At 67.8% G+C, this 25,156-nt stretch carries 25 protein-coding genes; 9 read left to right on the top strand and 16 right to left on the bottom strand.

Features of this window, described 5'->3' with window-relative positions:
- Window positions 1-18: 18 nt before the first annotated feature.
- From F793_RS0110330 to F793_RS0110315, 4 genes are all read left to right on the top strand, one after another.
- Window positions 19-555, top strand: a complete 537-nt coding sequence (locus tag F793_RS0110330) for an Hsp20/alpha crystallin family protein (RefSeq protein WP_026280898.1) — start codon at window positions 19-21, stop codon at window positions 553-555.
- Window positions 556-615: 60 nt separating this feature from the next.
- The gene (locus F793_RS0110325) at window positions 616-1,647 is read left to right on the top strand and encodes a DUF2235 domain-containing protein (protein ID WP_018882638.1); all 1,032 of its coding nucleotides are present in this window, start codon (window positions 616-618) and stop codon (window positions 1,645-1,647) included.
- A gap of 81 nt (window positions 1,648-1,728) precedes the next feature.
- Window positions 1,729-2,109: a DUF2237 family protein gene (locus F793_RS0110320; RefSeq protein WP_018866118.1), complete on the top strand. Its 381-nt coding sequence runs from the start codon at window positions 1,729-1,731 to the stop codon at window positions 2,107-2,109.
- A 158-nt stretch (window positions 2,110-2,267) separates the two neighbouring features.
- Window positions 2,268-4,592 carry an HDOD domain-containing protein gene (locus tag F793_RS0110315; RefSeq protein WP_018882636.1) on the top strand — a complete coding sequence of 775 codons (2,325 nt, stop codon included), beginning with the start codon at window positions 2,268-2,270 and terminating at the stop codon, window positions 4,590-4,592.
- A 21-nt stretch (window positions 4,593-4,613) separates the two neighbouring features.
- Here the strand turns inward: F793_RS0110315 and F793_RS0110310 are convergent, their stop codons facing one another.
- Entirely contained in the window at window positions 4,614-6,752 is a 2,139-nt protein-coding gene (locus F793_RS0110310; RefSeq protein ID WP_018882635.1) for a DUF1631 family protein, read from the bottom strand.
- A 208-nt stretch (window positions 6,753-6,960) separates the two neighbouring features.
- Between F793_RS0110310 and F793_RS0110305 the strand changes: the two genes are divergently transcribed.
- Complete coding sequence (locus F793_RS0110305; protein WP_051074736.1) at window positions 6,961-8,208, top strand: HD-GYP domain-containing protein; 1,248 nt, start codon at window positions 6,961-6,963, stop codon at window positions 8,206-8,208.
- A 163-nt stretch (window positions 8,209-8,371) separates the two neighbouring features.
- Window positions 8,372-9,628 (top strand): bifunctional diguanylate cyclase/phosphodiesterase, encoded by a 1,257-nt coding sequence (locus tag F793_RS0110300; RefSeq protein WP_018882633.1) that lies wholly within the window; start codon window positions 8,372-8,374, stop codon window positions 9,626-9,628.
- A 26-nt stretch (window positions 9,629-9,654) separates the two neighbouring features.
- Here the strand turns inward: F793_RS0110300 and F793_RS0110295 are convergent, their stop codons facing one another.
- The 3 genes from F793_RS0110295 to F793_RS0110285 all read right to left on the bottom strand — a co-directional run bounded on the left by F793_RS0110295 (window position 9,655) and on the right by F793_RS0110285 (window position 13,067).
- Window positions 9,655-10,233 carry a CPBP family intramembrane glutamic endopeptidase gene (locus F793_RS0110295; protein WP_018866123.1) on the bottom strand — a complete coding sequence of 193 codons (579 nt, stop codon included), beginning with the start codon at window positions 10,231-10,233 and terminating at the stop codon, window positions 9,655-9,657.
- A gap of 132 nt (window positions 10,234-10,365) precedes the next feature.
- Window positions 10,366-11,985 (bottom strand): BCCT family transporter, encoded by a 1,620-nt coding sequence (locus F793_RS0110290; protein ID WP_018882632.1) that lies wholly within the window; start codon window positions 11,983-11,985, stop codon window positions 10,366-10,368.
- Window positions 11,986-12,131: 146 nt separating this feature from the next.
- Complete coding sequence (locus tag F793_RS0110285; RefSeq protein ID WP_018882631.1) at window positions 12,132-13,067, bottom strand: histone deacetylase family protein; 936 nt, start codon at window positions 13,065-13,067, stop codon at window positions 12,132-12,134.
- Between the two features lie 126 nt (window positions 13,068-13,193).
- Here F793_RS0110285 and F793_RS0110280 point away from each other — a divergent pair, with 126 nt between their 5' ends.
- Window positions 13,194-13,499: a hypothetical protein gene (locus F793_RS0110280; protein WP_018880018.1), complete on the top strand. Its 306-nt coding sequence runs from the start codon at window positions 13,194-13,196 to the stop codon at window positions 13,497-13,499.
- A gap of 350 nt (window positions 13,500-13,849) precedes the next feature.
- Here F793_RS0110280 and F793_RS0110275 read toward each other — a convergent pair whose 3' ends face one another.
- From F793_RS0110275 to F793_RS0110245, 7 genes are all read right to left on the bottom strand, one after another.
- Entirely contained in the window at window positions 13,850-14,116 is a 267-nt protein-coding gene (locus F793_RS0110275) for a DksA/TraR family C4-type zinc finger protein (protein ID WP_018876375.1), read from the bottom strand.
- 121 nt (window positions 14,117-14,237) lie between these two features.
- The gene (gene trpB / locus F793_RS0110270) at window positions 14,238-15,434 is read right to left on the bottom strand and encodes a tryptophan synthase subunit beta (RefSeq protein WP_018866128.1); all 1,197 of its coding nucleotides are present in this window, start codon (window positions 15,432-15,434) and stop codon (window positions 14,238-14,240) included.
- Window positions 15,435-15,752: 318 nt separating this feature from the next.
- Window positions 15,753-16,370 (bottom strand): phosphoribosyltransferase, encoded by a 618-nt coding sequence (locus tag F793_RS0110265; protein ID WP_018877594.1) that lies wholly within the window; start codon window positions 16,368-16,370, stop codon window positions 15,753-15,755.
- Complete coding sequence (locus tag F793_RS0110260) at window positions 16,363-16,941, bottom strand: isochorismatase family protein (RefSeq protein WP_018877593.1); 579 nt, start codon at window positions 16,939-16,941, stop codon at window positions 16,363-16,365. The genes F793_RS0110265 and F793_RS0110260 overlap by 8 nt, the downstream gene beginning before the upstream one ends.
- Window positions 16,938-18,347 carry a nicotinate phosphoribosyltransferase gene (locus tag F793_RS0110255; protein ID WP_018882630.1) on the bottom strand — a complete coding sequence of 470 codons (1,410 nt, stop codon included), beginning with the start codon at window positions 18,345-18,347 and terminating at the stop codon, window positions 16,938-16,940. Before F793_RS0110255 ends, F793_RS0110260 begins: the two co-directional genes overlap by 4 nt.
- On the bottom strand, window positions 18,344-18,877 hold the full coding sequence (locus F793_RS0110250; RefSeq protein WP_018880352.1) for a macro domain-containing protein: 534 nt from the start codon (window positions 18,875-18,877) through the stop codon (window positions 18,344-18,346). The genes F793_RS0110255 and F793_RS0110250 overlap by 4 nt, the downstream gene beginning before the upstream one ends.
- Window positions 18,878-18,964: 87 nt before the next feature.
- Entirely contained in the window at window positions 18,965-19,969 is a 1,005-nt protein-coding gene (locus tag F793_RS0110245; RefSeq protein WP_018882629.1) for an LLM class flavin-dependent oxidoreductase, read from the bottom strand.
- Window positions 19,970-20,062: 93 nt separating this feature from the next.
- Here F793_RS0110245 and F793_RS0110240 point away from each other — a divergent pair, with 93 nt between their 5' ends.
- Both F793_RS0110240 and F793_RS0110235 read left to right on the top strand, forming a co-directional pair.
- Window positions 20,063-20,536 (top strand): aminoacyl-tRNA deacylase, encoded by a 474-nt coding sequence (locus F793_RS0110240; protein WP_018866134.1) that lies wholly within the window; start codon window positions 20,063-20,065, stop codon window positions 20,534-20,536.
- A 108-nt stretch (window positions 20,537-20,644) separates the two neighbouring features.
- A complete protein-coding gene (locus F793_RS0110235; protein ID WP_026280897.1) occupies window positions 20,645-21,082 on the top strand; it encodes a nucleoside deaminase in 438 nt (145 codons plus the stop codon).
- Window positions 21,083-21,133: 51 nt separating this feature from the next.
- Here F793_RS0110235 and F793_RS0110230 read toward each other — a convergent pair whose 3' ends face one another.
- The 5 genes from F793_RS0110230 to F793_RS0110210 all read right to left on the bottom strand — a co-directional run bounded on the left by F793_RS0110230 (window position 21,134) and on the right by F793_RS0110210 (window position 25,116).
- On the bottom strand, window positions 21,134-22,204 hold the full coding sequence (locus F793_RS0110230) for a succinylglutamate desuccinylase/aspartoacylase family protein (RefSeq protein ID WP_018882627.1): 1,071 nt from the start codon (window positions 22,202-22,204) through the stop codon (window positions 21,134-21,136).
- Window positions 22,204-23,109 carry a 30S ribosomal protein S6--L-glutamate ligase gene (gene rimK / locus F793_RS0110225; protein WP_018876384.1) on the bottom strand — a complete coding sequence of 302 codons (906 nt, stop codon included), beginning with the start codon at window positions 23,107-23,109 and terminating at the stop codon, window positions 22,204-22,206. Before rimK ends, F793_RS0110230 begins: the two co-directional genes overlap by 1 nt.
- The gene (locus F793_RS0110220; protein WP_018881139.1) at window positions 23,106-23,609 is read right to left on the bottom strand and encodes an ATP-dependent zinc protease; all 504 of its coding nucleotides are present in this window, start codon (window positions 23,607-23,609) and stop codon (window positions 23,106-23,108) included. The genes rimK and F793_RS0110220 overlap by 4 nt, the downstream gene beginning before the upstream one ends.
- Window positions 23,610-23,882: 273 nt before the next feature.
- Entirely contained in the window at window positions 23,883-24,347 is a 465-nt protein-coding gene (locus tag F793_RS0110215; protein ID WP_018877588.1) for a DUF302 domain-containing protein, read from the bottom strand.
- A 265-nt stretch (window positions 24,348-24,612) separates the two neighbouring features.
- Window positions 24,613-25,116 carry a DsrE family protein gene (locus tag F793_RS0110210; RefSeq protein WP_018866142.1) on the bottom strand — a complete coding sequence of 168 codons (504 nt, stop codon included), beginning with the start codon at window positions 25,114-25,116 and terminating at the stop codon, window positions 24,613-24,615.
- Between the last annotated feature and the right edge of the window lie 40 nt (window positions 25,117-25,156).

Below are 25,156 nucleotides of genomic sequence, written 5' to 3'. Positions count from 1 at the left end.
CTACCGGAGGTGATGATCATGGACCTGCAAAAGCTCAAGCCGTGGAACTGGTTCAAGCGCGAGGAGGCCGCGAACCCCGAGGTGGTTCCGGCCCGGCGCGAGGTGTCCGATGTGCCCATGCGTGATCCGCTGATGCGCATGCACCGGGAGATGGACCGGATGTTCGAGGACTTCTTCGGTGCCGCTCTCGGCGGGCGCGGGCGTGACGCGGCCTCGCTGCTGCTCAAGCCCAGTGTGGATATTGCCGAGAGTCGCAAGGCGTACCGGATCACCGTCGAGGTACCGGGCATCGAGGAGGATGCGATCGACCTGACGGTGGACGGCGATGACCTGATCATCTCCGGCGAGAAGCGCCAGGAGACCAAAGAAGAAGACCAGGGCTATCATCGGGTCGAGCGGGCCTACGGGCAGTTCCGCCGGATCCTCAGCCTGCCGGGGGATGCGGATGTCGATGCGATCCAGGCGCGGTTCAAAAACGGCGTGCTGACGATCGACATCCCCCGCCGTGCGGAGGACGCGCGGCCGGGAGTGCGCCGCATCGACATTGGCTCCTGATCAGTCGCAGGCTCCACGGCGGCTGCGGTCGTCATTACGAACAGGATGGGAGGCGGGCGGATGACACGACGGATCGTGATCTGCGCGGACGGGACCTGGAACCGTCCGGAGGAGGACGTCGAGTCGGACGTGCCGACCAACGTGCTGCGTCTGGCGCGGGCCATCGCGCCCGCCGATGCCAGTGGTGACCCCCAGCAGGTCTTCTACGACTGGGGTGTCGGGGCGTACTACGCGAAGGTCACGGGCGGCGTGACCGGGCGGGGCATCCACAAGAACATCCAGGATGCCTATCGCTACATCGTCCAGAACTACAACCCCGGCAGCGAGATCTTTCTGTTCGGCTTCAGTCGCGGTGCCTACACCGTGCGCAGCCTGTGCGGGCTGATCAACAACTGCGGGATCCTGAGGCGCCCGGACGCGCGCCTGATCGAACAGGCCTTCCGTCACTACAAGAAGACCGCGGCGAGCCATGCGCCGGAGGGGTTGGCCTCGCGCGAGTTCCGGGCGGCGTATGCCCACCCCTCGCGGGAGATCCGCTTTGTCGGGGTCTGGGATACGGTGGGCGCCCTGGGCATCCCGTTCTCCCTGCTGGGGCTGTTCGACCGCACTGACGAGTTCTACGACACCAAGCTGGGCCCCAACGTGCGGGTCGCGCGGCATGCGATGGCGATCGACGAGACCCGCGCCGACTTCGAGCCGACCCTGTGGGAGCCGCGCCCGGGGCTGGACCTCAAGCAGGTCTGGTTCAGCGGGGTGCATGCCGATGTGGGGGGCGGCTATGCCCCGGATGCCGACGGGCGTCTGGCGTCGGAGGCGCCGCTCGCGTGGATGATCGACCAGGCGCGGGCGGCCGGCCTGCAGGTGGAGCCGCACCTGGTCGATGCCCTGCGGCCCGATCCGCTGGCCCCGCTGCATCGTTCACGGCGGCACATCTATCGCCTGCGCCGCCGCCATCGGCGTCCATTGCACCAGCCGGGGTATCCGACGGAACTGCATCCCAGCGTCCTCGATCGGTACCAGCAGGATCCCGACTATCGGCCCGAGAATCTGCGGAACCACCTGGTGGAATGGGGCTGGCCCGATGCCGACTGAATTCCCGCGGGCCGAGTAGTCGCTCGCATGGGGCGGGGGGGTGTCCGTTATGCTGTAGGGACCATGAACGGGGAGTTTTCCATGCAGCCTTTTCCCTCCAAGAATGTGTTTGGCGGGGCGCTCGAGCCCTGCGGCCGGGACCCGGTGACCGGCTTTTATCGCGACGGCCGTTGCGCCACGGGCTATGACGACCAGGGCATGCACACCGTGTGTGCCGAGGTCACGCGCGAGTTCCTGGATTTTTCCCTGGCGCAGGGGAATGATCTGATGACACCGGTACCGGAGTTCGGCTTCCCCGGCCTGGAGGCAGGGGATCGCTGGTGCCTGTGTGCCGCGCGCTGGCTGGAGGCCTACCGGGCGGGGGCGGCGCCCGGGGTGTTTCTGCGCGCCACGCACGAGGAGACCCTGGCGGTGATCCCGCTGGATATCCTGAAGGAACATGCGCGCGACCCGGCCGATTGAGCGGGGCAACCCTCCGCGGAATATCGGCGCAGGGCCGGGATGGGGCCGGCCCGCTGTAAATTAGGGAGAGATACGGATGGATCCGAGCATGCCGGGCGCGAGCAGGCGCCCTGGACAGGGGTGGGGTGCGGTCGGGGTTCGGGCGGATGGCTGAGCACATGGCGGTTCCCGAGATTGAACGCTTCCGCATTCTGCGGACGCTGGGTGCCAGTACCCGCGACGGGCTCTACGTGGCGCACGATCCGGTACTGGATCGGCAGGTCGCGATTCGCACGCTGACCCAGGCGGGCGCCGACGACCTCACCCGTCAGGCCCTGCTCGCGGACGCGCGTCGCCTGAGCCGCTTCCGGCATCCGAATATTGCGCCGATCTTCGAGGCGGGGAGCTACCCCCAGGGCGTCTACCTGGTGTTCGAGTACGTCGAGGGCGAGACCCTGGACCGGATCCTGGCCGGGGGCGCGCTGCCGATTGATCGTGGCCTGGCCCTGATGCGCGAGCTGCTGGACGCCGCGGCGGCGGCCCATGAGCAGGGCATCCTGCACGGGACCCTGCAGCCGGCCAACGTGACCGTGAACCCCGAGGGGCATGCACGCATCACCGGGTTGGGCATGGCGCTGCCCGACGCCGCGGCCCGTGGCGAGAGCCACCTGCCGGACACCCCCTACTACCTGGCCCCGGAACAGCTGGCAGGCGAAGCGGCCAGCGAACGCTCTGACGTCTTCTCGCTGGGGGCCCTGTTCTTCGAGATGCTGACGGGTGAACGCGCCTTTGGAGGCGAGGATCCGGAGGCGATCCGGCAGTCGATGCTGGCGGCGGGGCTGGAGCCACCATCCGGTCGTACCGGTAATGGCGACGAGCGCTTCGATGCCCTGATCCTGCGGGCGACCCGCCCCGATCCGGCGGAACGCTTTGCCTCGGCCCGAGAGTTTCGCGAGGCACTGGTGGCGGCCCTGGAGGGGGAAGGCTCGCAGGACGCCGGGTCGCAGGATTTCATCCTGCGCAAGATCCGGCGCAAGCCGGATTTTCCCGGGATCTCCAGCCACATCCGCGAGATTACCCAGTGTTCCGATGACACCATGAAGCGTTCGGTGGCGGAGCTGTCGAACGCGGTGCTGAAGGATTACGCCACCACCCAGAAGCTGCTGCGACTGGCCAACTCGCCCTTTTACAGCAACTTCGGCGGCAATATCCGGACGGTGTCGCGCGCGATCGTGCTGCTTGGTTTCGAGCAGGTGCGCACGGCCGCGCTCGGGCTGGTGCTGTTCGAAAACCTCAAGGGCGGCCGGCATTCCGGTCGCCTGATGGAGGCCCTGGTCGGCACGCTGTTCAGCGCTATGCTGGCGCGCGATCTGGCGGAGCAGGTTGGCGGGGTGGAGAGCGAGCAGGCCTTCGTCTGCGCGCTGTTCCACGATATCGGGCGCATGCTGGTGCTGTACTACCTGCCCGAGGAAGCGGACGAGATCCGCATCCGTGTGGGTCAGGGCACGGGGGAGGACAGTGCCGCCCGCCAGGTGCTGGGGATCTCCTACGAGGCGCTGGCGCGCAGCGTACTGGAGGACTGGAATTTCCCGCGCGAGCTGGTGGCATCGGTAGAGCGCGCTCCGCCCGGCATCCTGCCGGCGGCCCGGGATGCCGATCAGCGCCTGCATCGCATCGTGACCCTGGCCTCCGAGATGGGCCAGTGCATCACCCGCGCCGAGCGCGACCAGCAGGGGGCTTTGCTGACCGATCTGCGCCGGCGCTATGAACATGCCCTGGGCGTGGATGCGCGCGGCATGCAGCGGGCGATCCGCTCGGGACGCGAGCATATGGATCACTTCCTGGCGGTGGTCAAGCTGCCGCCGGAAGGTCGGGAACCGCTGAACCGCCTGAAGGCGAACCTGGGGGTACGCATTGATGACGGCGAAGCGGAGGCGCTGGAACCCGAGCCGGGAGCCGGGGATGCGCTCCCGCGGGCCGGGCAGGAGCCCGCCGTTCAGGCCGCGGCGCTGATGGAGGCCCTGACCGACATGCTGGACAGCATGGTCGGCGAGTTCGACCTGAACGCGCTGGTCCAGACGACGCTCGAGACGCTGTATCAGGCGCTGGGCCTGCGCCGGGTCATGCTGATGCTGGCGGACCGCGAGCACCGGGTCCTGGTGGCCCATACCGCGTTTGGTCAGGACGCGGAGACCCTGTCCGGTCGCTTGCGCCTGAGCGTAGCGGGCAAGGGCGACATCCTGTCCCTCGCCCTGGAGCAGCAGAAGGATCTGGTCATCAGCGACAGCCACGAGGCATCGATCAGCCGCTATATCCCCGACGAGTTCCGGCAGGCCCTGGATGCGCGCAGCTTCCTGTTGCTGCCCCTGGCGGTGCGGGATCGGTGTGTGGGATTGCTCTACCTGGAATTGCCGGAAGGCGTTTCGCTGGACCCGAGCGTGTTGCGGGCGCTGAAGGCGGTGCGCAACCAGCTGGCCCTGGCGATCCGCCAGGCGCGCGACTGACCGATCCGGCTGCGCGGGGGCTCAGCCCCCCGGGGCCTCGATAATGGCGTCCAGCGGGTTGTCCTCCGGCAGCGCGCGCATGCGGCCCTGGCGCAGCTCCTGGGCCACGCCCTGCAGGCTGTGGCGGCGGGCGTGCACGCCGTCGAGGGACAGGAAGAAGAAGCGCCGCGTCGTGTCGCCGCGCCAGATCAGGGCCAGGCGCCGCGGGTTTTCGCCGGCGTCGTCGCAGAATTCGAACCAGTCTCCGATGTCGAGCCCGATCGCGGCGAAGACGTGGTCGTCGTCGCGGTCCTGTTCCAGGGTTGGGTCGTCGTCCTCATAGCGCACGGATTCGCGTGTCTGCAGCCGTGCCCGCGGGTCGAAGCGCTCGGCGTCCTCCGGGGCCCGCAGGCGGTAGAGGTGGGCCTTGCCCAGGTGCTGCACCAGGTCGCGGATGCGGTCGTCCCCCAGGCCGGCGGCGCGGGCGTGTTCCTTCGCCTCGGCCACCAGCGGATTCACCTCGGCGGCGGTGGCCATGTTGCAGATGTGGCGCACGACCTGGCGCAGCACGCGATGCAGGGCCTCCCCGGCCTCGCCGGCGTCGTGCTCCACGGCCAGCACGGTCTCCCAGGACTGGAAGATCTCCTCGGCCGCGGTCTCCGGGAGATCGGCCCCGGTCTCCAGCGCGGCCAGCGCCAGGTTGCGCCGGGCCTGCTCGGCCCATTCCTCGGCGTTGGGCAGGTCGATCTGGGTGATCTGGCGGGCATGCCAGAGGGCGTCCTCGTTCTCCACGCTCTCGAGGAACTGGTTCATCAGCACCTCGGCGCTGTCGCGGTCGAGGCGGTCGGCCTCGTTGCGCAAGTATTCGATCGAACGCCGGATGCAGCCCAGGTAGCGCTCGACGTCCTCGCCGTCGGGCTCCGACTCCGGATTGATGCGTATGGCGACGTTGATCAGGCTCCCGATCCACAGGCGCAAGGGGTGCGAGCGGTCGCGGAAAAAGCCGAGATCCCGGATGACGGCGGTGGCCAGCGGGTACTGCATCTCGCCGATCTCGGCGCGCACGGCCGGGTTGAACCCCACCTCGCGGAAGATGTGGTCGAACAGCCCCTGCAGCAGGTCGTGGATGAACGGCATCAGCGAGGCGCGCGGGTCCGGCTGATCGGAGGGCATGACGAAGGCCGTCATCGGGGCCGCGTTGCCGGAGCCCGCGGAGCCCGCCGCTTGCCCGCCGCCATCACCTTCGACCGGGCGAAACACCGGGGACTGCACCATGTTCGAGGCCCAGGCGGCCCACTGTGCCGGGTCGGCCTCGGTGTCGGGCATGCGCGCGGGTTCGTCGGCCTCGGCCTTGCGCGTGGAGGGCCGCCACCCGGAGGTCGTGGTGGCGGGGTCGGCGTCCGGTTCCGCGGAGGCGTCGGTATCGCGTGCGCCGGCGAGGCGTTTCCACGAGGCGTTGCGGCGCAGGGTTTCGCTGGACTCGGGGGCGGCCGGTGTCTCGGTGATCAGCCCGCAGTGTTCGATCGCCTCGACCACGAAGGCCAGGGTGGGGGCCGCGGTCTTCTGCATGCAGTCCAGGTAGGAGCGCATCAGGTCCAGGGTCATCTCGGTCTTGCCGAAGTACAGCTCGCCAATCTCGATCAGGCGCTCGTACCAGTGCAGCGGTGACCAGGGGGCCCAGTTGGGATGCTCGAAGCGGTTCTTTTCGCGCGCGGCCTGGGTGAACACGTAGTGCGAGTAGCGGTTGTTCTCGCGCATCGAGCCTTCCAGCTTGTGCCGCAGCGACCGCCGCGTGGACTGGTAGTCGTCGAGGATGCTGAGACCGTCGTCCTGATCCGCGAACGCGACCCCCGAGAACTCGTACTGCGGGGGGTAGTCGTGGCTGCGGAAGTCCTCCATCAGGGCGTCCTGGAAGTCCCGGGTCACGCGCTTCTCGAACATGCGGAAGTCATTCGCCCACAGGAGGGGATTGCCCGTCACATTGCCCCAGGTGCGTCCGGCCTTCCATTCGTCGCGGGCCGTCGCCAGGCAGCGCTCCAGGTGTTCGATCACCCGGGGCACGACCATCTCGGCGAGCTGCTCTCGCTGCACGATCGACAGCCCGGCCATCCCGGTCCATTTGCCGGAGGCTTTGAGCGGCTGGCGGGAAGAACCAAGGAGGGTGTCCTGGTCGGCTGGCATGAGGCACTCCGGCGTGGGATCGTCGTCGCTGCGGGTCCATCGTCCCGCAAAATCGTGATGTGTGCACGGGTTCGGGGCGCCGAGCGTTAGCGATTCACGGCCGGCGCACTAACGGGCTGGCCTGGGGCGGGGCGTCTGGGTAGTGTAGAAAACAATACTGAAGGTGTGAGTTACGAGAGCGCCGGATGGCAAGCGGAGTGTTCCTGGCATGTCCTGGGGATTGATACAACAGGAGATTCCCGTCGCGGAGTTGCGGGTTGGCATGTACGTAAGCCAGCTCGACCGCCCGTGGCGGGATACGCCGTACTGGGTCGAGGGCATTCTGATCCGCTCGCAGGAGGACATCGACGAGCTGGCCCGCCATTGTCGCCACGTGTTCGTGGACCGGGAGAAGAGTGCCCCGGAGTCGCTGACCCGACTTGCGCCCGCCACCCGCGAAGCGGCGCTGACCGAATCCGTTCCCGGTCGCGCCGAGGCCGCCCAGTTTCGGGGGATGACCGTCTACCGCGATCAGTGCAGCGTGGACGAGGAACTCCCGGCCGCAAGCGAGGCCTGGGCCACGGCCGGTACCATTCTCGATCGCATCCGGACCGAGATGGAGCGAAATCCCGGGGTGCGCGTCGCGGCGGCGCGGGAGGCCTCGGAGGCGCTGCGCGAGAGCGTGGAGCGCAATCCCGATGCGCTTTTGCTGCTGGCCCGACTGCGCGATTCCGGCGATGTCCTGTACGACCACTCCCTGCGGGTGTCCGTGCATCTGCTGGCACTGGGACGGCACCTGGGGCTGGACCGTGGCGAGCTGTCGATCCTGGGGCTGGGCGGGCTGTTGATGGACGTGGGCAAGATGCAGTTGCCCCGAGCCTTGCTGGAGCGGGGAAAGCGGCTGCCCCCCGACGAGCGCCGCGAGATGCAGCGGCACGTGGAGTACGGCGAGCAGATCCTGCAGCGCTCCCACGGCATCCCCGATAAGGTCCGCGATATCGTCCTTCAGCATCACGAGCGCGAGGACGGTCGCGGCTATCCGCGGGGGCTGGTGGCCAACGAGATCAGCGCCTGCGCGCGGATGGCGGCGATCGTGGACTCCTACGAGGAACTGCTGGCGGATCGGCGCCTGGCGGGAACGCCCTTCGAGGCGCTCAAGGAACTGCGCGAGCATGGCCGCTGGGGATTGAACTCGGCGCTGGTCGACCAGTTCACGCACTGCGTGGGTCTGTTCCCGGTGGGCAGTCTTGTGGAGCTGGACAGCGGCGAGGTCGCCATCGTCCTGAGCCACCGGCGGACCCAGCGCTTCATGCCTCGGGTCATGCGCATCCTGGATCCGCAGCGTCAGCCTTACCCCGATCCGCTGGAACTCGACCTCGGGTCGACGGACCCGGAATCCGAGGGTGCGCAACGGCAGATCGTGCGCGATTTGCCGGCCGGGGCCTACGGAGTCGATCCTGCACGCTATTATCTCTAGAAAAGACTGAAAAAACGTCCGGTTTGGTTACAAGCGGCGGCCGGCGTCCCAGTGCCAGGTGAGTGGTTCCTGGTCCGCTACAGCGTTCGTGGCACACGGCCGGACCGAACGGATTCAGTCTTTTCCTGGAGGCGCCGCGCGGGCGCAATGCCGGAGCCCAGCGATGTTGTCGAATCTGTCGGACTATCCAGCCTTTCTCGAACGCCTGCAGGCGGGTTGCGGTGCGCGTTCTCCGGCCCTGGCCGTGGTCGATCTGGAGGGCCTGGGCGATATTGATGCCGCCCTGGGTTATGACGTGACGGACCGGTTGCTGCGCCAGGCCGGCGAGGCCCTGGCGACCGCCTTGCCGGGCGGGTTCGTCGGGATGATGGGACGCCACCAGCTCGCCTGCATGCTGCCCCATGTGGACGGCAGCGGATTTGCCGAGCTGGCGGGCCACAAGATGCTGCGGGTGCTGGGCGAGCCTTTTCCCTGCGGCGAGCGCGAGGTGCTCCTGTGGCCGCGGGTCGGACTGGCCCTGTCCCGGGGCGGGCGCGCCGTAGCCCCGCCGACCCTGCTGGCCCAGGCCTGTGCGGCGATGCGCAAGGCTCGGCGTGAACGGGTCCGCCTGCGCCTGCATGCCCCCGACGCAGCCGAGACGATGCTGGAGGGTGTCGACCTGTGGTCGCAGCTGGGCGATGCGATCGAGGAGGGAGCCCTGCACCTCGAGTATCAGCCGCAGATCGCCCTGGCTTCGGGGCGGGTGGAATCGGCCGAGGCCCTGCTGCGCTGGGATCACCCGGAATATGGCGCGATCCGGCCGGACACCATGGTGCGCGCGGCGGAGGGGACCGATCTGATGCCGCGCCTGACCCACTGGGTCTTCAACACCGCGTTGCGCCAGTGCGCCGAATACCGCCAGGCCGGGCTGGGCGTCGGGGTGTCGGTGAACTTTTCCGCGGATGATCTGCAGGAGCCGGAGGTGGTGGACCTGGTGGCCCAGTCGATGGACCTCTGGGGCGTGCCACCCGAGCAGGTCACGATCGAACTGACCGAGACGGCGGTGATGGAGAGCCACGATGCCACCGCGCGCGACGCCCTGCACAGCATGAAGGGGCTCGGGCTGCGCCTCTCCATGGACGACTTCGGCATCGGCTATTCATCCATGGAGCGGCTGCTGCGCATGCCCCTGGACGAACTCAAGATCGACATGACCTTTGTCCACGAACTCAGCGCCAGTCCCCCGCATCAGCGCATCGTGGAGTCCATGGTCGGCCTTGGACACAAACTGGGCCTGACGGTCGTGGCCGAAGGGGTCGAGGACGAGGACACGCTGACCCGTCTGCGGGCCCTGGACTGTGATCTGGTGCAGGGGTTCTACCTCGGCCGGCCGGCCCGCCTGGGATACTTCATGGAGCAGATGTTGCGGACGCGCGATTGACAGCGCTGGCCTGATGCGTTCGCTGCCTATCCTGTCGATCGTGAACGCAGGTACAGGTGGATCACGATCCAGTCGTACAGGGCGTGGGTGACGATGACCACCAGCAGGTTGCCGGTGAGGTGGTACAGGACCCCGAGGTACAGCCCGATCATCGTGGCGAACACGAAATACAGGCGGCTGATCGAATGGGCCAATCCAAAGACCACCGCGGCGGCGACGATGGCCCACTCGGCGGACCAGCGTTCGGTCAGCCACCCCTGCAGCACACCCCGCACCAGCAGTTCCTCGCCCACGCCCGCGAGGATGGAGATCAGCAGCACGGCACCGGGCAGGGCGTGCCGAAAGAGCTGGTGCACAAAATCCCGCACCTGATCGGCCAGGGCACGATAGGGCTCCCAGCCACTGATGGCGAGCGCGCCCAGCAGGATCAGCATGGGCAGTACGGCGAGGGCGCCCAGGGCGGCGGCGTCCAGGCTCCACTCGATCCGCTCGGCCAGCGGGATCCCGGCAACGCGGGCCAGGATCAGGGCGAGCGGGATCAGCGCGGCCTGAAAGACCAGGCCGGCCAGCAATGGGTGCCGCGCGATGGCCTTACGCAGGCTCATGGCAGGGTGGACGGATTCATTCGCGAGAGGATGCCCGATCCCGGGGGCGGTTGTCCCGCACGAAAAAACCCCGCGCCGCCGGACGGGCGGGCGCGGGGTGGAGTGAAGGCCCTGGATGGCCCGTGGCGGTCGTCAGGTCTTGGCTTCCTCGATGCGGATCAGGGCCAGTTCGTGGAACAGCCCCTTCATCAGGCTGATGCACATCAGCAGCAGCACGATGACGAACGGCAGGCCGGTACTGACCGCCCCGGCCTGCAGGGCGTTGAGGGCCGCGGCCCCGCCAACCGCCAGCAGGACACCGGCGACCACGCCCTCGGTGGTGGCCCAGAACAGGCGCTGGGACTGCGGGGCATCGGTCTTGCCGCCCGAGGTGATGGAATCGATCACCAGCGAACCGGAATCCGACGAGGTGATGAAGAACACCAGCACCAGGGCGATGGCCAGGAACGAGGTGATCGCCGTGAACGGCAGGTGTTCCAGCATCTGGAACAGCGCCAGCGACGAGTCGGAGATGCCGTCGGCCAGGGCGCCGATCCCCTCGCGTGCCTGGTCCAGGCCGGAGCCGCCGAAGGCGCTCATCCAGATCACCGTGACCAGGGTCGGCACCAGCAAGACGGCGGTGACGAACTGGCGCACGGTGCGCCCGCGGGAGACGCGCGCGATGAACATGCCGACGAACGGCGACCAGGAGATCCACCAGGCCCAGAAGAAGATCGTCCAGGCGTGGTAGAAGGTCTCGTCCTCGCGCCCGACCGGGTTGCTGAGCGGCAGGATGTACTGCACGTAGCCGCCGACCGTAGTGCCGACGCTGGACAGGAACGCCAGGACGCCTCCGGCCACCATCACGAACAGCAGCAGCAGCGCGGCGAACAGCAGGTTGATGTTGCTCAGGACCTTCACGCCGCCATGGATGCCGCGCATGATCGACAGCAGGGCGATGATGGTCACGCCGATGATGATGGCGACCTGGGTATTCAGGCCCGAGTCGATGCCGAACAGGAACTCCATCCCCGAGGCGGCCTGCTGTGCCCCCAGGCCCAGCGAGGTGGCCAGGCCGAACATGGTGGCCAGTACGGCCAGGGTATCGATCACGTGGCCGATCGGCCCCCAGACGCGCTCGCCGAGGAGGGGATAGAAGGCCGAACGGATGGTCAGCGGAAGGCCCTTGTTGTAGGCGAAGAACGCGAGCGCCAGGCCGACCACCGCGTAGATCGCCCAGGGGTGCAGGCCCCAGTGATACATGGTCGCGCCCAGCGCCGCCTGGCGGGATTCCTCGGTCCCGCCTTCGATCCCCAGCGGCGTGCCGAACCATTCGGTGAAGTAGCCGACGGGCTCGGCCACGCTCCAGAACATCAGGCCGATACCCATGCCGGCGGCAAACAGCATGGAGAACCAGGAGATCACGGAGAACTCCGGCTTGGCGTCCTGGCCGCCAATGCGGATGCGCCCGATCGGCAGCAGGATCAGGGCCAGACAGAACAGCACGAAGATGTTGCCGGCCGACAGGAACAGCCAGTCGAAGGTGCGGCCGATCCACTGGCGCGTGGCGTCGAGGTGTTCGTTGGCCTGTTCCGGAAAGATCAGGGACAGGATGACGAATACGACGATCAGGAATGCGCTGACCACGAAGACCGGGTTGTGCAGGTCCAGCCCCAGCGGGTTGATGTTCTGCTCGCCAATCTCGTGTTCGGTGTCGTATTCGGCTTCCAGTGCCTCTTTCTGTTTTTCGAGGTCCTGCGGATTCTCGCTCACCGTCTCCTCCTTGGCTTTTTTCTGGCATGTTGCCTTGGCCGAATGTCGGCCCGTCGCAACCCTGTCGAGTAAAGACACTGCACCATAAAAATGCAAAGGGCCGGTCCAGAATGCGTTTTACCGGCGTGAGGGAGGGGCCCGGCGCCTCAGCGGCGCGACAGCTCGCAGAGGGCGCGGACATGGGCGGCCGCGCTGCGCCCGAGCGACGGGAAGTCGTATCCACCCTCCAGCATGGAGACCAGGCGCCCGCCAGCGTGTCGCACGGCGACATCGACCAGGGTGCGCGAAATCCAGGCGAAGTCGTCTTCCGCCAGGTGGAGTCCGGCCAGGTGATCGTCCCGGTGGCCGTCGAAGCCGGCCGAGACCAGCACCAGCTCCGGCTGAAAGCGGTCCAGCGCGGGCAGCCAGTCGCGTTCGATCGCGGCGCGAAAGGTTGCGCCGTCGGTGCCGGCGGCCAGGGGCGTGTGGATCAGATGCTCGCGTTCGGCCAGCGGCGTGCCCGGGTAGAACGGATGCTGGAAGGAAGAGCAGTAGAGCACCCGGGGGTCATCACGGAAGATGTCCTCGGTCCCGTTCCCGTGGTGGACGTCGAAGTCCGCGATCGCCACGCGCGCGAGGCCGTAGCGCGCCAGCGCGTGGGCGGCCGCCACCGCGATGTTGTTGAACAGACAAAAGCCCATGGCCCGCTCGCGTTCGGCGTGATGGCCGGGCGGGCGGACGGCGCAGAAGACATGGTCGGCCTCCCCCTCCATCACGGCCCGCACGCCCGCGACTCCGGCCCCGGCCGCGTGCAGGGCGGCCGTCAGCGAGCCTTTGCTCATGACGGTGTCCGCGTCCAGCATCGTCTGCTGCCCGGGAGCCGGGGCGCTGGCCCGTATGCGTGCGACATGCGCCGGGCTGTGGACCCGCTCGAGTTGCGCGTCGGTGGCCGGGGGCGCGTCCAGCAGGATCAGGCCTTCCAGCAGGCCTTCGTCGAGCAGGGCATTGCGGATCGCGTGCAGGCGGCCGGGGCGCTCCGGGTGGGTCGGGCCTGGATCGTGCAGCAGGCAGTCGGGGTGCGAGATATAGGCCGTATGGGTCATGGTCAGCCTCCGTCGGGGCACCTCCTGCGAGTATAGGGGGCAGACGGCGGCCAATGCGGTGGCCCCGTGCGGCCCCAGCCGGTACGGTAGGACGCGGGATCAATCCATGGTGCAGAGGAGATGTGCATGAAGGCCTTGCTGATCGACCCGGAGAAGCAGACGATCGAGGCGGTGGAGGTGGAAGGGCGCGAGGATATCGCGCGGCTGATCGGTTTCGATACGCTCGAGTCCGACGAGATCGGTCCCGATGGTGACCGCCTGTTCTTCGACGAGGAGTGCTTCCTGCGGGGGACGACCGGGCGTTTCCAGATCGACAACGTGATCCCGGTGTCGGGCAAGGGCCTGGTGGTGGGGAGCCGCGACGACGGCGCCAGCCTGCAGGACGTCGTATCCGACCCGGATGCCCTGCGGGCGCGGATGAAATACCTCTAGGGAGACGCTGATTGAATCGCGCGTCCGCGCTCGAGTCGCTTTTGCGTGCGAACAAGGCGCGGTGACTGCCGTGCAGTCATTCTGCACAAGGGAGCCGCAACGCCGTGCGCGCGCCCGTTTTCGATCAACAACGGGCGGCCGAGCCCCCGCTTTCTATGGCTTGTGGGGTTGGTGCCCCCCGATTCTGAATGAATATGGCCCGATCCTGTGTTGCGCCCCGAATCCATCAAAAACGGGCGGGTAGAACCACTACCCGCTGCACGACGCGCCTTGTCTCGGAACGCTTTGTCTCGAAGAACCGGGGGGCACCAACGCGGACGTGCGATTCAATCAGCGTCTCCCTAGGGGCCTCAGCGCAGCTGGCTGTCCTTGGAGGCGCGGCGGTTGTAGGGGCTGGTCGCGTGGTGCTCGGCGTCCTGCGCCTCCTGGCAGGTGATGCACAGGCGCACGCCCGGCAGGGCCTGGCGCCGTCCCTCGGGAATCCGCGCGCCGCATTCCTCGCATTCGAGCAGGCTTTCACCGGCCGGGAGTTCGCTGCGCACGCGCTGCAGGGCATCCTCCACCGTGTGGTCGATCTGCTCCTGCTCCGCTCCGTCCTTTGCCCATCCGCCCGCCATTCGCGTGCCCTCCCTTTTGCGCATGCCTGCAAGGCTGAGACCGCCCGGACCGGGTGTGAAGTTCCGGCGGGCCGGGGCGGGGCGTGCCCGCCCGGGTAGTCTGTTCCCCGCGTGGCAGGGGCTATCCGTGGCCGAATTCGCGGGCGACGTAGTCGATGTCCTTGTCGCCGCGTCCGGAGAGGTTGGCCAGGATGGTCGTGCCCGGGTTCTCGCGTCCGTGTTTCATGGCCCAGGCGACGGCATGCGCGCTTTCCAGCGCCGGGATGATCCCTTCGGTCCGCGATAGCTGGTAGAAGGCGTCCAGGGTCTCGTCGTCGTTGATTGCGTGGTAGGCGACGCGTTCGGTGGTCTTCAGGTAGGAGTGTTCCGGGCCGACGCCGGGATAGTCCAGCCCGGAGGCGATCGAGTGCACCGGCGCCGGGTTGCCTTCCTCGTCGGCCAGCAGCATGCACTTGAAGCCGTGGATCATGCCCGGCTTGCCATAGGTCATGGTGGCGGAGTGCTCGCCGAGCTTGGTGCCGCGCCCCAGCGGTTCCACGCCGTTCAGCTGCACCTGTTCGTCCTCGATGAAGCCGGCGAACATGCCCATGGCGTTGGAACCGCCGCCGACGCAGGCGACCACGTGGTCCGGAAGCTCGCCACCGCTCATCTCCAGGTACTGTTCGCGCGCCTCGATGCCCACCACCGACTGGAAATTGCGCACCATCAGCGGGAACGGGTGCGGCCCGACCACGGAACCGATCGCGAACAGGGCCTCGTCCGCCTGCGACAGGTAGGACTGGAAGGCCGAATCCACGGCCTCCTTCAGCGAGCGGCCGCCGAAGGAGACGGGCACCACCTGGGCCCCCATCAGCTTCATGCGGGTGACGTTGGGGGCCTCCTTGGCGATGTCGATCTCGCCCATGTGAATCTCGCACTCCATGCCGAAGTAGGCCGCCGCGGTGGCCAGGGCCACGCCGTGCTGTCCGGCGCCGGTCTCGGCGATCAGCTTCTTCTTGCCCATGTGCTTGGCGAGCAGCGCCTCGCCCATGCAGTGGTTCAGCTTGTGCGCGCCGGAGTGATTCAGATCCTCACGCTTGAGGTAGATATGCGCACCTACCGAGCGGCTCAGGTTGTGGGCGTAGTACACCGGCGTCGGGCGACCCTGATAGTGCTTGCGGATGTAGCGCAGCTCGTTCAGGAAGTCGCCCGAGCGCGCCAGGGTGCGGTAGGCGTGATTGATCTCGGCGAAATGCGGTTCCAGTTCCGGTGGCAGGAACGCGCCGCCGAATTCGCCGAAGTAGCCTTCCGGGCTGGGGAAATCCTTGAGATACGACATGGGCGGTCTCGATGCTGGATGGGTTGCGATCAGGGGGTCCGTCCGCGCGGACGCCAGGGCGTATGATCCTTCGCGCGGCGTGGGATGCCAAGCCCGAGGTGCTGAAAGGGCACTCGGTGGCGGCGGCTTTTGCTGCGGGGCGCGCCACGGCGCAGGAACCCCACTGTCATCGCGAGGCGCGCGGCGCCGTGGCGATCTCCGTGCTGGCCCCGGTGGCCGGGTGGATCCGGGGGCCTCTCCAAACGATTGCCGTGGCCCCTGCGGGGCCTCGCAATGACGAGGGGATGGGCGGAGCTGCGGCCCCGTTCGCGCGCGCACTCAGTAGTCGAGCCGGTTGTAGCGGATCACGCGATCCAGCTCGGCGGTGCTCAGCGCGAGGCCGTAGTCCTGCTGCAGGCGGGCGTGCAGGTCGGCGGGGCTGTTCGGGGCCGGGTCCATCTCGCGGGCAAACTGGCCGACATCCTCGATGACCGCCCAGGGATAGAGGATCCAGCGCCACTCCTGTACCGCCTGGCTGTGGAAATCGGCGCGACAGGACGTTCCGGCCTTTTCGTGCAGCACCGCGGTACGTACCGCGGCGGGCTGGAAGCCCTCCAGGTGCGGGCGGGCGGTCGCCAGGGTGTCCCCGGAGTCGTTGACGTCGTCCACCAGCAGGACCCGTTCGCCGCGCACGTCGCCGGCGAGCGGGATGGTGACCGCTGCCTGCTGTTTCTCGCGGGCCCCCGAGGTGTAGTGTTCCACCTTCAGGCTCAGCAGCTTGTGCACGCGGAGGAAGTCGCAGAGAAAACGCGCCGGCATGAAGCCGCCGCGGGCAATCGCCACGATGCAGTCCGGCTGGAAGCCGCTGTCCAGGACCTGGTGTGCCAGGTCGTCGGCCGCCCGGACCACCTCGTCCACGGTGATCAGCTGGACCGGCATCTTGTTCGGTTCAGGCATACGCCGCGATCTCCACGCCGGCGGCTTTCATCTTTTTTCGGGCCTCCGCGCCGCCCTCCGGCGTAACGGGCAGCGCGGCATGCGGGATCAGGTGGACGTCAAAGCCGTTGTTGCGCGCGTCCACGGCTGTTGCCGCCACGCAGACGTCGAGGGCCAGCCCGCCCAGCCAGATCCGCGTCACGCCCCGTTTCCGCAGTTCTTCGGCCAGGCCGGTCTGGTCGAACGCGGAGTACTGGTCATGGTCGAAGCGCGTTCCCTTCGTGACCTTGATAACGCCGGCAGGCAGCGCGAGGTCCGCATGGAACCGGGCCCCGGGCGAGTCCTGCAGACAGTGTGGAGGCCAGGGGCCGCCCTGTTCCCGGAAGCTCGGGTGGCCGGCCGGGTGCCAGTCGCGGGAGGCATAGACCGGCAGTCCCAGCGCGTCCGCGGCCTCAAGCCAGCGGTTGAGCACCGGGATGACGGTGTCGCCGTGATCAATGGCCAGGGCCCCGCCGGGGCAGAAGTCGTTCTGTACGTCGACGACCAGCAGGGCGTCCCCCGTCTGAAGCTGGTGGCGTGGATCGTCCGTCATGAGACTCCCCCTTGGTGTTGCCGCTGGCCGGATGTGGCGTGCCGGGCGCGTATGGCGCGGGTGACCGCATCCTGGTGTGCCTGTAGCGCCGGGCTGACGGACACGGGGTAGGGTGTCTCCGCGGGCTCGATGGCGCGGATCGCGGGGGGCAGTTGCGCCCGCTGTTCCCGCGCGTGGTCACGCAGCGTGTCCAGGTCGCGAGGATGCGCGGGCAGACGCTGGCCCTCGTGCATCACCGGCCGCAGTAATGGTTCCCCGGGCTGGCTTTCGTTGTGGCGGGCAATGATGTCGCCCGCGAACCGGCCGCCTTCCTGGCGTCGGAAGATCTGCTTGGCGCCCGGCAGGATGGGTTTGCCGCTGGAGAGCTTGAGGCGGCCTTCTCCGGCGTACTCGGCCAGCTTGTAGGCGATATCCAGGTCCGGCACGTCGGTGGAGATGCCCATGCTGGTGCCGACGCCGAAGGCGTCGATGGGTGTGTCCCGTGCCAGCAACTCGGCGATCGCGTGTTCGTCGAGGCCGCCGCTGGCGAAGATCCCGACCTGCTGCAGTCCGGCGTCGTCCAGCATCGCCCGGGCTTGGCGGGCCAGTGTTCCGAGATCACCGGAGTCCAGGCGGATGGCCCGAACGCGGAAGGCCTCGCCCCGTTCATGGCCGAGCTGGATGACACGGCGCACGCCTTCGAGGGTGTCGTAGGTGTCCACCAGCAGCACCGTGTCCGGATAGAGGCGGGCAAAGGCGGCGAAGGCCTCGGCTTCGTCCTCGTGCGCCTGGATGTAGCTGTGGGCCATGGTGCCGCTCACCGGCACACCGTAGCGCTTGCCCGCCAGGACATTGGAGGTGCTGGCGACGCCGGCGATATGGAAGGCGCGCGCGCCCTTCAGGGCGGCGTCCAGCCCGTGCATGCGGCGGGCGCCGAAGTCCACGACCTGCCGCTCCCCGGCCGCGGTCACCAGGCGCGCGGCCTTGCTCGCCTGTACCGTCTGCAGGTGGGTCTGGTTCATCACCAGGGTCTCGATCAGCTGGGCCTCGGGGAGCGGCGCGGTGACCTCCAGGATCGGTTCGTTGGCGAACACCGGGGTGCCCTCGGGCACGGCGCGGACCGACCCGGTGAAACGGAAGGCCTCCAGCCAGCGCAGGAACCGGTCGGAGAAGCGGTCGAGGCCGGCCAGATAGTCGAGATCCGACAATTCGAAGCGCAGGTCTTCGAGCTGTTGCAGGACGGTGTCCAGCCCGCAGGCCAGCAGATAGTTGCGGCGCTGCGGCAGGCGGCGCACGAACAGGCTGAAGACTGCGGGTTCGTGCAGGTTCTCCTCGTAGTAGGCCTGAAGCATGGTGAGTTCGTAGAGGTCCGTGAACAGCGCCAGGCCAGGGGTGTACGGGGCGGTTGCGTGCCCGGCGCCGGTCATGCCGTCAGCTCTTCCAGGATCTGCGCGTGGATCTCGCGATCGGCCTCGGTGTGCAGGACGAAGCGGATGTGGCCGACGGCGTCCAGACGCGGGGTGGCGCCAATGACCGTCTGCAGAGCGATCCGGGCGGCCTCCTCGACGGGATAGCCGAACGCCCCGGTGGACAAGGCCGGAAAGGCGATGCCGTAGACCCCGGCCTCTTCCGCCCGGAGCAGGGCATTGCGGTAGCAGTCGGCCAGCAGTCGGCTGGCCGGCTCGTCATGCCCGTAGACCGGCCCGAGGCAGTGGATCACGAAGCGGTTGGGCAGGTTGTGGCCGTCGGTCAGAACGGCCTGACCCGGTTCGATCGGTGCCAGCGGCTGGCATTCACGCTCCAGCCCCGGGCCGGCGGCACGGTGGATGGCTCCGGCCACACCACCGCCCGGACGCAGCCAGGCATTGGCGGCGTTGACCACCGCATCCATGTCGCGTTGCGCGGCGATGTCGCCGGTGGTGCATTCGATGGTGACGCCGTGAACCTTGACCCGCATGTGTTCCCCTTGTCCGGAATTCCCGTGGCCTGGCCGGCCCCCTTGTTCCAAGCATAGGGCACTCGTCCCAATCGGGTGAACCGCGTCTTAGCGAGCGTCCCCGGCGAGCCGGTCGCGTACCGCCGCGGTCAGTTCCAGCGAGCGCCGTCGCGCCGCGTGATCGAAGGTGGAGGTGGTGACGATCAGTTCGTCAGCGCCGGTCTGCTCGAGAAACCGGCGGATCTCGGTCTCCACCGTGTCCGGTGCGCCGATCGCGGAGCAGGCCATGGTCTGCTCGACGATCGCGCGTTCGGCGCGGTTGAGCCGCTCGCGGTAGCCCTCGACGGGGGGCTGGATCGGTTCCGGGCGCCCGCGACGCAGGCTGATGAACGCCTGTTCCATGGAGCTGGCCAGGGTTCGGGCCGCGTCGTCGGTGTCGGCGGCGTACACGTTGTAGCCGAGCATCGCGTAGGGGCGGTCCAGCCATGCGGACGGTCGGAACTGATTCCGGTACAGCGCCAGTGCGTCCATCAGTTGCCCGGGAGCGAAGTGCGAGGCGAATGCGTAGGGCAGTCCCATGCGGGCCGCCAGCTGGGCGCCGAACAGGCTGGAACCCAGGATCCAGACGGGCACCTGCTGGCCGGCGCCGGGGATGGCGCGGATCACCTGGTCGGGCTGCGGATCGTCCAGGTAGCCGAGCACCTCGGCGACGTCCCGGGGGAATTCCTCGGGGTCGATGTCCGGGGCACGGCGCAGGGCGCGGGCCGTGGTCGGATCGGTCCCGGGTGCCCGGCTCAGTCCCAGGTCGATGCGGCCGGGGTACAGGGCGTTCAGGGTGCCGAACTGTTCGGCGACCACCAGGGGTGCATGGTTCGGCAGCATGATGCCGCCGGCACCCACCCGGATCTGTTCGGTGGCGGCCGCGACCTGGCCGATCACGACGGCGGTGGCGGCGCTCGCGATGCCGGGCATGTTGTGGTGCTCCGCCAGCCAGTAGCGCCGGAAGCCCAGCGTCTCGGCGTGGCGCGCCAGATCCAGGGTGTTGTGCAGCGCCCGGCCGGCGTCGCCATCGGCGGAGATCGGGGCCAGGTCGAGGACGGAGAATGCGGTCATGGGTGCGATTGTACCGGCGCAGGTGTCGGGCGCAGCCGCCGGCGTTGCCGGTGGGGTCTATAGTCGGGTTAAGGCCTTGCCGGAGGGCGCGCCATGAGTATTTCCAGGACCCTGAACAACTTTCTCGACGAGCATGCGGTGACCTACCAGATCGTGCACCATCCGCACTCCGACTCGGCCAGCCGCACGGCCGAAGCGGCCCATGTGCCGGGTGACGCCGTGGCCAAGGCGGTGCTGCTGGTCGAGGAGGACGGGCAGTACCGCCTGGCCATCGTGCCGGCCACGCGCCGCGTGAAACTGGGACGCCTGCACCGGCTGCTGGGCGAGCATGTGGGCCTGGCCACCGAGGACGAGGTGGCCCGCGTGTTTGCCGACTGCGAACGCGGCGCCATCCCCGCCCTGGGGCCGGCCTTCGGGCTGGAGACCCTGGTGGACGAAAGCCTGCTGGAGCAGCGCGACGTGTATCTCGAGGCCGGCGACCACGAATCCCTCGTGCACCTGCGCGAGGCGGATTTCCTCTACCTCCTCGGCCAGCCCCGCCGCGGCGACTTCAGCGCCCACGTCTGAGTTTCCGGCCCTGACGACACTCCGTCCCCCGAGCGAATTCGGTGTCGCGCGGCCACTTCGTCTATCGTCGGTGGCTGTCCTGCAGGAGGAGGTGGCTGGATGACGACGATGGATCCGTTCCTGGAAATGGCGCTGGACGAGGCGCGCGAGGGGCTGGGCGAGGCCGGAATCCCCATCGGGTCGGTGCTGGTGCACCGTGGCGAGGTGATCGGGCGCGGGCACAATCGGCGCGTGCAGCAGGGCAGTGCCATCCTGCATGCCGAGATGGATGCGCTGGAGAACGCCGGGCGACAGCCCGCGCAGGTATACCGCGAGTGCACGCTCTACACGACGCTGTCGCCCTGCGCGATGTGCAGCGGGGCCATCGTTCTCTACGGTATTCCGCACGTGATCATTGGCGAGAATGAGTCCTTTCTCGGTGAGGAGGACTGGCTGCGCGGGCACGGCATTCAGGTGGATGTGGTGCAGGACCCGGGCTGCCGCGAACTGATGCGGTCGTTTATCGCTACGCACCCGGAACTGTGGCATGAGGATATCGGCCACTGAGGGACGTCTCCGGGGAGCATGGCCTGTCGCTCGAAGATCGAGTCGATGGGATCAGGGGCTTTCGCGCGGGGGCGGATCGGCGTAGGGATAGTCGCTCGCCTCCAGGTTTTCCTGGAAGCTCTCGAGGCGCTCTACGGCCAGATCGGTGCGGTTGAACTGGGCGATGTGGAACAGGGCATCGCCCTCGTTGATCAGCGGCAGGTTGAGTTCGCCGATGATGATGCCGGAGGCGGGGGCGAGGATCTCGGTCTCGGTCTCGCCGAAGGGGTCGGAGACGATGGCCAGCCGGGTTTGGTCGCGGACGACGCGATCGCCCTGGCGCACGAAGGTCCGCAGGATGCCGCTTTGCGGCGCTCGGACCCAGCCGCTGGTGCGGGCCATGATGGGCTCCTTGCGCGGACGCCGGCGCACGGCCGGGAGCATCTCCAGGTGGCGCATGACCTCGATGATGCCGTGTACCCCGCCGCGGATGGAGAGCTCGTCGAAGCGCAGGGCCTCGCCGGCCTCGTAGAGCAGGATCGGGATCTGGCGTTCCGCGGCCGCCTCGCGCAGGGAACCGTCGCGCAGCGCGGAGTTGAGGATCACCGGTGCGCCGAAGGCACGGGCGAGCTCGCGGGTTTCCGTATGGTCCAGATTGGCGCGGATCTGTGGCAGGTTGGATCGGTGGATGGCGCCGGTATGCAGGTCGATTCCGTGCGTGCAACGCTGGACGATCTCGCGCATGAACAGCCGCGCGACCCGGGCGCCCAGCGAGCCCTTCTGTGATCCCGGAAAACAGCGGTTCAGGTCGCGCCGATCGGGCAGGTAGCGGCTCTGGTTGATGAAGCCGTGCATGTTCACCACGGGCACGGCGATCAGGGTGCCCTTCATGCGCCGCAGGGCGGGCACCTTGAGCAGGCGGCGGATGATCTCGACGCCGTTGATCTCGTCGCCGTGGATGGCGGCACTGACGAACAGCACCGGCCCCTTGCGCCGGCCGCACAGGACCTGCACCGGCATGTGTGTCGGGGTGTGCGTGTAAAGCGCGCTCAGCTGCAATTCCACCGTGCGGCGTTCGCCCGGGCGGACCGTGGTGCCGCCGATCGTGATCGGGTCGTTGCGAACGGCCCGCGGAGTCGCCATTAGCCGCGGCCCTTGGTCTTGGTCCGGTTGGGCTTGGCGTTCTTCTCGATGAAGTCGATGATCATGCCCGCCACGTCCTTGCCGGAGGCGTTCTCGATGCCTTCCAGGCCGGGCGACGAATTGACCTCCATGACCACGGCGCCGTGGTTGGAGCGCAGCAGGTCCACACCGCAGACGTTCAGCCCCATCACCTTGGCCGCGCGCACGGCGGTGGCGCGTTCTTCCGGGGTGATGCGGCACAGCGTGGCGCTGCCGCCACGGTGCAGGTTGGAGCGGAACTCGCCTTCCTTCGCCTGGCGCTTCATGGCGGCGACGACCTTGTCGCCGATCACGAAGCAGCGGATGTCCGAGCCCTTGGCCTCCTTGATGTATTCCTGCACCAGGATGTGCTGCTTCAGACCCATGAAGGCCTGGATGACGCTCTCGGCCGCCTGCTTGGTCTCGGCCAGTACCACCCCAAGGCCCTGGGTGCCTTCCAGCAGCTTGATCACGCAGGGCGCGCCGCCCACGGTGGCCAGCAGGTCGTCGATGTCGTCCGGCGAGTGTGCAAACCCGGTGACCGGCAGGCCGATACCGCGGCGCGACAGGAGCTGCAGGCTGCGCAGCTTGTCGCGCGAGCGCGAGATGCCGACGGACTCGTTCAGCGGATAGACGTTCATCATCTCGAACTGGCGCAGCACGGCGGTGCCGTAGAACGTGATGGAGGCCCCGATGCGCGGGATAACCGCGTTGAACTGGTCGAGGATGTCACCCTTGTAGTGGATCTGCGGGTTGTGCGCGGTGATGTTCATGTAGCAGCGCAGCGGGTCCACCACACGGACCTCGTGGCCGCGCTGGTCGGCGGCCTCGACCAGGCGTCGGGTGGAGTAGAGCTTGCTGTTACGCGAGAGGATGCCGAGTTTCATTCAGGCGCCTGCTGGGCTGTCGGGGTGGACGGACGATGGCTGGCAATGAACGAGGCTTGGGGGTCGACCAGGAAGCGACCCCGCATGGCCTCGCGGCCAAGCAACATGCGAAAGAGCATGTTATCGCGGCTGGTCAGGGAAAGCTCAACGGGCAACAGCAGAGGGCCCAGTTGCACGCGGGTGGCGATGAAATAGCGATCGCCGCTGTGCCCGCCGGAGTCGGTGACGCGGCGGATGTCCAGTACCGGGGCCTCGCACCAGACCTCGGTCGTGGCGTCGTGCTGGTGAGGGTGAATGCCGAAACGCACCCATTCGTGACTGTCCCGGGTGAACGGCTCGATGTGGAAGGTGTGGAGCGCAGAGCTGCGCGCGCCGGTATCGACCTTGCACTTGATGGCGGGGATCCCGAGATCGGGGAGCCCGACCCATTCGCGCCAGCCGAGGATGGGCGCCTCGCGGGTTTGCGGTGTGGTTTGGCTGGAAGGGGACGGGTGATCCACGTCGGCTCCCGGTGCGGGTGGAAGCCCCACTATAGGGAAACACTAATTCATGTACACGCTCGTGTCGGCACCCCGGGTTCCCCGATCCTGCGTTGCGGCCCGAATCCGCCAACAACGGGCCGGTAGAACCACTACCGGCCGCGCACCGCGCCTTGTTCGCGAGCCAAAGCGACTCGAGCGCGAGTGTGTACATGAATCAGTGCTTCCCCAGCGAATTAGCCGCCCGCTGCGAGCGGCCGGGGACACTTGGTTGCATGTGACCCCGAGGAGGGCTCAGTCCTCCGCGATGGCCGCGTTGGTCAGGTTGTCCAGCGCATTGCTCATGGTGTCCAGGATGTCGTCCCGGTCGTCGATTCCGTGGCGTTCGGCCATCCATTCCGGGTCGTTGTAGGCCAGCCAGGTCTGGCCGTCGTCATCGGTCCAGGCCAGCGCCTTCATCGGCAGGTCGATGCCCGCGGTCTGCTGGCTGGTGAACATGTGGCTGCCCAGTGCCGGGTTGCCGAACAGCAGGAGTTCGGTAGGACCGAGGTCGATGTCCACACCGTCGGCCTTTGCCGCATGGTCCCAGCGCAGGGCGACGCCGACGTCGTTGGCTGCGAGCGCGTTCTCCAGCCGATCCAGGGTCTCGGAGGCCGAATGCGGGCTGGCCTTGGCGATCATGCCGGGGACGTCGACGGCCAGCGCCGGTGTCGCGGTCAGGGCCAGGGGCAGCAGGGCAGTGAGCAGAGTCTTTTTCATGACGAGGTCCTTGTCTCGGGGAGAATCGAACAGGTCGGGCCGGAGAGCGGTGGGGCGTTGCCCCGGGTTGCACCTGCGTGGAAAACCCAAGGCGGGGAAGGTAGACGATCGATACAGATTTTGCAGGGCCCCTCGCGACGATGGTCGGTTCGGGGCCTGAATTCGGGGGGGCAGTCTGCCGGGGCGGGCGGACGCCGGCTATGTTCGAGCGGCCGGAAAAAAGGCTCCGGCGTCCGCCAGAGGGCGGCAGGTGCCGAGGCCTGCGTCACTGCATCAGCAGGTAGCCTTCATGCTGCAGTTCGATGATCTCGGCGTCGGCCATCGGCACGACGTTCACGAAGCCGTGGATGTCCTCGAGCTCGATCCCGCGCAGGCGGGCGGAGGCTTCGCACATGCGGAACTCGATATTGCCGGCCTGTGTCAGCGACCGGGCGCGGCGCATCAGTTCTTCGTGCTCGTCGAATTCGTCGCGGGTGAAGTAAGGCACTTCCTGCCCGTGCAGCACCATCACGATGTGCGATTCGAACGGGTCGGCCTCGTAGACATTGTTCAGCATGCTCACCCGATCCAGCACCATTTCCAGCTCGCGCGGGCTGCTGGTGTAGACGTCATAGACCACCTTGCGGGGCTCGTAGGGGCGATCCATCTTCTCGGCGGAACCCCACGGCAGGTTGTCATCCGCGCCGGCGACGAGGGGGAGGGCCAGCAGGCTGACGGCGGCCAGCAGGATCAGCAGCAGTCGGGTTACGGGACGGTTTTTCCGGTTCATGAGTGGCTCCTTGGTTGCTTTGCCTCGTGGAGGGTGGACG

Origin of the sequence: Thioalkalivibrio sp. ALE22, assembly GCF_000381445.1 — a bacterium.
GTDB lineage: Bacteria > Pseudomonadota > Gammaproteobacteria > Ectothiorhodospirales > Ectothiorhodospiraceae > Thioalkalivibrio.
The sequence above is the reverse complement of the archived record's forward strand: the minus strand, read 5'-3'. Positions and strand labels throughout refer to the sequence as shown.

Bases quoted from the DNA above. Each gene is read 5' to 3' on its own strand.
- F793_RS0110260 (WP_018877593.1), bottom strand. From the start codon at position 16,941: ATGACGGACGATCCACGCCACCAGCTTCAGACGGGGGACGCCCTGCTG.
- F793_RS0110235 (WP_026280897.1), top strand. From the start codon at position 20,645: ATGGATCCGTTCCTGGAAATGGCGCTGGACGAGGCGCGCGAGGGGCTG.
- F793_RS0110310 (WP_018882635.1), bottom strand. From the start codon at position 6,752: ATGCCAGCCGACCAGGACACCCTCCTTGGTTCTTCCCGCCAGCCGCTC.
- F793_RS0110215 (WP_018877588.1), bottom strand. From the start codon at position 24,347: ATGAAAAAGACTCTGCTCACTGCCCTGCTGCCCCTGGCCCTGACCGCG.
- F793_RS0110240 (WP_018866134.1), top strand. From the start codon at position 20,063: ATGAGTATTTCCAGGACCCTGAACAACTTTCTCGACGAGCATGCGGTG.
- F793_RS0110320 (WP_018866118.1), top strand. From the start codon at position 1,729: ATGCAGCCTTTTCCCTCCAAGAATGTGTTTGGCGGGGCGCTCGAGCCC.
- F793_RS0110265 (WP_018877594.1), bottom strand. From the start codon at position 16,370: ATGCCTGAACCGAACAAGATGCCGGTCCAGCTGATCACCGTGGACGAG.
- F793_RS0110325 (WP_018882638.1), top strand. From the start codon at position 616: ATGACACGACGGATCGTGATCTGCGCGGACGGGACCTGGAACCGTCCG.
- F793_RS0110285 (WP_018882631.1), bottom strand. From the start codon at position 13,067: ATGACCCATACGGCCTATATCTCGCACCCCGACTGCCTGCTGCACGAT.
- F793_RS0110295 (WP_018866123.1), bottom strand. From the start codon at position 10,233: ATGAGCCTGCGTAAGGCCATCGCGCGGCACCCATTGCTGGCCGGCCTG.
- trpB (WP_018866128.1), bottom strand. From the start codon at position 15,434: ATGTCGTATCTCAAGGATTTCCCCAGCCCGGAAGGCTACTTCGGCGAA.
- F793_RS0110245 (WP_018882629.1), bottom strand. From the start codon at position 19,969: ATGACCGCATTCTCCGTCCTCGACCTGGCCCCGATCTCCGCCGATGGC.
- F793_RS0110330 (WP_026280898.1), top strand. From the start codon at position 19: ATGGACCTGCAAAAGCTCAAGCCGTGGAACTGGTTCAAGCGCGAGGAG.
- F793_RS0110280 (WP_018880018.1), top strand. From the start codon at position 13,194: ATGAAGGCCTTGCTGATCGACCCGGAGAAGCAGACGATCGAGGCGGTG.
- F793_RS0110250 (WP_018880352.1), bottom strand. From the start codon at position 18,877: ATGCGGGTCAAGGTTCACGGCGTCACCATCGAATGCACCACCGGCGAC.
- F793_RS0110230 (WP_018882627.1), bottom strand. From the start codon at position 22,204: ATGGCGACTCCGCGGGCCGTTCGCAACGACCCGATCACGATCGGCGGC.
- F793_RS0110275 (WP_018876375.1), bottom strand. From the start codon at position 14,116: ATGGCGGGCGGATGGGCAAAGGACGGAGCGGAGCAGGAGCAGATCGAC.
- F793_RS0110315 (WP_018882636.1), top strand. From the start codon at position 2,268: ATGGCGGTTCCCGAGATTGAACGCTTCCGCATTCTGCGGACGCTGGGT.
- F793_RS0110300 (WP_018882633.1), top strand. From the start codon at position 8,372: ATGTTGTCGAATCTGTCGGACTATCCAGCCTTTCTCGAACGCCTGCAG.
- F793_RS0110255 (WP_018882630.1), bottom strand. From the start codon at position 18,347: ATGACCGGCGCCGGGCACGCAACCGCCCCGTACACCCCTGGCCTGGCG.
- F793_RS0110210 (WP_018866142.1), bottom strand. From the start codon at position 25,116: ATGAACCGGAAAAACCGTCCCGTAACCCGACTGCTGCTGATCCTGCTG.
- F793_RS0110305 (WP_051074736.1), top strand. From the start codon at position 6,961: ATGTCCTGGGGATTGATACAACAGGAGATTCCCGTCGCGGAGTTGCGG.
- rimK (WP_018876384.1), bottom strand. From the start codon at position 23,109: ATGAAACTCGGCATCCTCTCGCGTAACAGCAAGCTCTACTCCACCCGA.